The sequence below is a fragment of the Xanthomonas sp. SHU 199 genome, assembly GCF_000364665.1.
Taxonomy (GTDB): domain Bacteria; phylum Pseudomonadota; class Gammaproteobacteria; order Xanthomonadales; family Xanthomonadaceae; genus Xanthomonas_A; species Xanthomonas_A sontii.
The window spans coordinates 1-5,167 of the sequence record NZ_AQOI01000082.1; the positions used below are offsets into that span (position 1 = coordinate 1).

At 70.6% G+C, this 5,167-nt stretch carries 4 protein-coding genes and 2 pseudogenes; 3 read left to right on the forward strand and 3 right to left on the reverse strand.

Going from position 1 to position 5,167, the window contains the following annotated elements; translation table 11 throughout:
• From D183_RS23965 to coaBC, 3 genes and pseudogenes are all read right to left on the reverse strand, one after another.
• Positions 1-267, reverse strand: a pseudogene (locus D183_RS23965) (phosphomannomutase/phosphoglucomutase); the annotation flags it as partial.
• Positions 268-282: 15 nt separating this feature from the next.
• On the reverse strand, positions 283-753 hold the full coding sequence (gene dut, locus D183_RS0104125) for a dUTP diphosphatase (protein ID WP_017907877.1): 471 nt from the start codon (positions 751-753) through the stop codon (positions 283-285).
• Positions 750-2,027, reverse strand: a complete 1,278-nt coding sequence (gene coaBC / locus D183_RS0104130) for a bifunctional phosphopantothenoylcysteine decarboxylase/phosphopantothenate--cysteine ligase CoaBC (RefSeq protein WP_191091469.1) — start codon at positions 2,025-2,027, stop codon at positions 750-752. The genes dut and coaBC overlap by 4 nt, the downstream gene beginning before the upstream one ends.
• A gap of 96 nt (positions 2,028-2,123) precedes the next feature.
• Between coaBC and radC the strand changes: the two genes are divergently transcribed.
• The 3 genes and pseudogenes from radC to D183_RS0104145 all read left to right on the forward strand — a co-directional run.
• Positions 2,124-2,798 carry a RadC family protein gene (radC, locus tag D183_RS0104135; protein ID WP_017907879.1) on the forward strand — a complete coding sequence of 225 codons (675 nt, stop codon included), beginning with the start codon at positions 2,124-2,126 and terminating at the stop codon, positions 2,796-2,798.
• 203 nt (positions 2,799-3,001) lie between these two features.
• Positions 3,002-4,690 (forward strand): arginine--tRNA ligase, encoded by a 1,689-nt coding sequence (gene argS, locus D183_RS0104140; protein ID WP_017907880.1) that lies wholly within the window; start codon positions 3,002-3,004, stop codon positions 4,688-4,690.
• A gap of 15 nt (positions 4,691-4,705) precedes the next feature.
• A pseudogene (locus tag D183_RS0104145) lies at positions 4,706-5,167 on the forward strand (SPOR domain-containing protein); the annotation flags it as partial.

Sequence of the window (5,167 nt, forward strand, 5' to 3'; positions counted from 1 at the left end):
GGCGTCGCCGCGGCGCAGGGCCGCCTGCACGGCCGGCTGCTGCAGGCGTTCGGACAGGCGTTTGCCCACGCCCGCCAGCGCCTGCTGGGTCTGCGCCACCGCGGCATCGCGCGCCTGCTCCAGGGTGGCGGCGGCCTGCTCGGCGCGCCATTGCTCGACCCCGCTCCAGCCGAACCAGACCACCAACAGCACCAGCAGCACCGTCAGCAGAGGCGCCACCTTGCGCAAACCCTGCGGCACCGGCCGCGCTTGTGTTGCCTCGCTCATGCAGACGATCCCCTGTCAGCGCACTCCGGTATGGCCGAATCCACCCGTTCCCCTGGCGCTGTCGGCGAAAGTATCCACCACCTGCAGGGCGACACGCACGACCGGCATCACCACCAGCTGCGCGATGCGGTCGCCGGGGGCGATGGTGAAGTCCTCACGGCCGCGGTTCCAGACGCTGATCAGCAGCGGCCCCTGGTAATCGGCGTCGATCAGGCCGGTGCCGTTGCCGAGCACGATGCCGTGGCGGTGGCCCAGGCCCGAGCGCGGCAGCACCACCGCGCACAGCTGCGGATCGGCGATGTAGATGGACAGGCCGCTGGGGATCAGCGCGGTGTCGCCCGGCGCCAGGGTCAGCGGCGCCTCGGTGGCCGCGCGCAGGTCGAGCCCGGCGCTGGCTTCGGTGGCGTAGTCGGGCAGCGGCCAGCTGTCGCCGAAGCGCGGATCCAGCAGCTTCACCTGCAGCGGATAGGGCGTGGGAGTGCTCATGCGTGCAGCCTCTGCGCGATCAGGTCCAGCAGTTGTTCGGCCAGCTGCGTCTTGGAGACCGCCGGGAAGTCGCGTTCGCCATCCTGCCAATAGGCGGTGGCCGCGTTCTGGTCGCTCTCGAAGCCGTTGCCGGCCACCCCCACCCGGTTGGCCACGATCAGGTCCAGGTGCTTGTCGGCGAGTTTGCCACGGGCGTAGCGCTCGATGTCGTGGGTCTCGGCGGCGAAGCCGACCACCAGCTTCAGCGCCTGGGTCTGCGCGGCGACCTCGGCCAGGATGTCCGGAGTGCGGGTCAGTTCGAGGGTGAGCGTCTCGCCGCTCTTCTTGATCTTCTGCGCCGCCACCTGTTTTGGCGTGTAATCGGCGACCGCGGCGGTGCCGATGTAGATGTCCGCCGGCAGCGCGCCGAGCACCGCCTCGCGCATCTGCGCGGCCGAGCGCACGTCGATGCGCTGCACGCCGTCGGGCGTAGACAAATGCACCGGGCCGCTGACCAGCACCACCTCGGCGCCTTGCCGGACCGCGGCCGCGGCCAGCGAGTACCCCATCTTGCCGCTGCTGCGGTTGCCCAGGTAGCGCACCGGATCCAGGTCTTCGTAGGTGGGGCCGGCACTGATCACCACGCGCAGGCCGCGCAGGGCGGCAGTGCCGGTGCCAGCGCCGGAACGCGCCGGGACGGCGGCCGCGGCCGGCTTGGCCGACGCTGCGTTCTGGTCGGTGCGCCCAACGAGCGCGGCGACGATCTGCTCCGGTTCGGCCAGGCGACCGGGGCCGGACTCGCCTTCGGCCAGCGGGCCATCGTTCGGGCCGACCACCTGTGCGCCGCGCGCGCGCAGGGTGGCGATGTTGGCCTGGGTGGCCGGGTGCAGCCACATGCGGTGGTTCATCGCCGGGCACACGGTGAGCGGTGCGGTGCTGGCCAGGCACAGCGTGCCCACCAGGTCGTCGGCCAGCCCGTGCGCCAGGCGCGCCAGCAGGTCGGCAGTGGCCGGGGCCACCACCACCTGCTCGGCCCAGCGGGCCAGTTCCAGGTGACCCATGGCCTGCTCGGCGCCACTGTCCCACAGCGTGGTGCGGGTGAGATGGCCGGACAGCGCCTGGAAGCTCAGCGGGGTGACGAACTGCTGTGCGCCGGCGGTCATCGCCACCTGCACCTCGGCGCCGGCGTCGCGCAGGCGCCGCACCAGTTCCAGCGCCTTGTAGGCGGCGATTCCCCCGCCGACGCACAACAGCACACGTCGCCCCGGCAGGGGCCTCTCGAAAATCGCGGTCACGTCGGGAATGTCCTACCCATACAAGGACGATTAGCTTACCCGATGGTTTTTGGCGGCCTGATACCGTTGCGCCATGTCGGCCGGCACCCTGGCGATATGCACATCTCCGACTGGCCCTGCGAAGAACGTCCCCGGGAAAAGCTGCTGGCACGCGGTCCCCGGGCCCTTTCCGACGCCGAACTGCTGGCGATCTTTCTCGGCTCCGGCCTGCCCGGCAGCGACGCGGTGCGCACCTCGCGCGACCTGCTGCAGCGGCACGGGCCGTTGCGCACGCTGCTGGACCGGTCGCCCGGCGACTTGGTACGCCTGCCCGGGCTGGGCCCGGCGCGCGCCTGCCAGCTGTCGGCGGCGCTGGAGCTGGGCCAGCGCCACCTGGCCGCGGAACTGCAGCGCGGCGACACCCTCAGCAATCCGATCACCGCCGGCCGCTACTTCGCGCAACGCCTGCGGGCGCGGCCGTACGAGGTGTTCGCCGCACTGTTCCTGGACACCCGGCACCGCTGGCTGGCGTTCGAGGAGCTGTTCCAGGGCACGCTGGACGGCGCCGAGGTGCATCCGCGCGAGGTGGTGCGGCGTGCGCTCACGCTCAACGCCGCCGCGGTGATCATCGGCCACAACCACCCGTCCGGAAACCCGGAACCCTCGCCCGCCGACCGCGCCGTCACCGAGCGGCTGAAACAGGCGCTGGACCTGATCGACGTGCGCCTGCTCGACCACTTCATCGTCGGCGACGGCGTGCCTGTCTCGATGGCCTCGCGCGGCTGGGCCTGAACCGAGGCGGCGGCCGGGCGTGCCATGTCGCGGGACGCCGATCCCGGCGAGGCCGGCTCCTGGCCATGCGGGCGGTCAGCCGGCCCAGGCCCCAGGCGCATGCTGGTCGCGGCGTCGCGGCTGAGGTCGGGCTGAACCCGGGACGGGCCGGGAGGCGGCGGGTCGGGTAAAATCGCCGGTTCCGCGCTTCAAGCAGAGATCTCGTGAAATCCCAACTCCGCGCCCTGATCGGTCAAGGCATCGAAGCCTTGCGCGCCAATGGCACCCTGCCGGCCGACACCCTGCCGCCGGACTTCGTGGTCGAGCGCCCCAAGACCCGCGAACACGGCGACTTCGCCACCAACGCGGCGATGCTGCTGGCCAAGGCCGCGCGCACCAATCCGCGCGCCCTCGCCCAGCAGCTGGTGGACGCGCTGCCGGCCAACGACGACGTCAGCAAGGTCGAGATCGCCGGCCCCGGCTTCATCAATTTCCATCTCGGTCCCGGCGCCTACCAGCGCGAGGTGCTGGCGGTGCTCAAGCAGGGCGAGGACTACGGCCGCAGCCTGGTCGGCAACGGCCGCACCGTGGGCGTGGAGTACGTCTCGGCCAACCCGACCGGGCCGCTGCATGTCGGCCACGGCCGCGCTGCGGCCATCGGCGACTGCCTGGCGCGCCTGCTCGAGGCCAACGGCTGGAATGCCAAGCGCGAGTTCTACTACAACGACGGCGGCAACCAGATCGAGAACCTGGCGCGCTCGGTGCAGGCGCGCGCTTTGGGCAAGACGCCCGACAGCCCCGACTGGCCGGAAGAAGGCTACCGCGGCGACTACATCCAGGACGTGGCCGACGCCTACATGGCCGGCGCTGCTGTCGACCTGGAAGGCCATGTGGTCACCGGCGCCAAGGATCCGCAGGACCTCGATGCGATCCGCCGCTTCGCCGTGGCCTATCTGCGCAACGAGCAGAACCACGACCTGGCCGCGTTCGGCGTGGATTTCGACATCTACTTCCTGGAAAGCTCGCTGTACCGCGACGGCAAGGTCGAGGAGGCGGTGCAGAAGCTGATCACCTCCGGCCATACCTACGAAGAGGGCGGCGCGCTGTGGCTGAAATCCACCGATTTCGGCGACGACAAGGACCGCGTGATGCGCAAGTCCGACGGCAGCTACACCTACTTCGTGCCGGACGTGGCCTACCACCTGAGCAAGTGGCAGCGCGGCTACGTGCGCGCCATCACCGAACTGGGCGCCGACCACCACGGCTCGCTGGCGCGCGTGCGTGCCGGCCTGCAGGCGATGGACCTGGGCATCCCCAAGGGTTGGCCGGAGTATGTGCTGCACCAGATGGTCACGGTGATGCGCGGCGGCGAGGAAGTGAAGCTGTCCAAGCGCGCCGGCAGCTACCTGACCCTGCGCGACCTGATCGAGGAAGCCGGCCGCGACGCCACGCGCTGGTTCCTGATCGCGCGCAAGCCCGATTCCCAGCTCACCTTCGACATCGACCTGGCGCGCCAGCAGAGCAACGACAACCCGGTGTTCTACGTGCAGTACGCGCATGCCCGGGTATGCAGCCTGCTGCGCCAGGCGCAGGAGAAGAAGCTGGACTACGACCAGGCCGATGGCCAGGCGCAACTGAACCGGCTCAGCGACGCGACCTCGCTGGAACTGATGCAGGAACTCTCGCGCTACCCGGAAGTGGTGGAGAATGCGGGGCATGCGCTGGAGCCGCATCTGATCGCGCAATACCTGCGCGAACTGGCGACGGCCTTCCACACCTGGTACCACGGCACCCCGGTGCTGGTGGACGACGCCGGCGAACGCAACGCCAAGCTGACCCTGGCGGTGGCGGCGCAGCAGGTGCTGGCGAACGGTCTGAATCTCCTGGGCGTCTCGGCCCCGGAAAAAATGTGAGTGGAGAAGCGGTAAATGGCAGCACGACGCGGTAAGACCCAGGCCCGGCGCAACAGCGGCAACGGCACGCCCGGGTGGGTGTGGCTGATCGCCGGCGCGGCGATCGCCGCGGTGGTGTTCCTCGGCGCGCCAGGGCTGTTCAAGAAGGACGGCGACTTCCTGCGTGTGGGCGGTCCGCGCGCCAATCCGGATGCGCAACCGGCGCCGGTGGCCGATGCCGACGTCGATGCGGCCCCGGACCTGCCCAAGCCCGCCGCCAACGCGGCCGGCAGCACCAAGCCGGAAGCGAAGAAGGACGCGCAGACCCAGTACGACTTCTACACCCTGCTGCCCGGCAAGGAAGTGCAGATGTCCGACGCCGAACTGGCCGCCAGCGCGCGCGCCGAGGCCATTCGCCAGGCCAAGGCGCAGGCCGCTGCAGGCACGGCCGCCACCGGCACCACTCCGGCCGCGGTCGCCACCGCGCCGACCGCGACG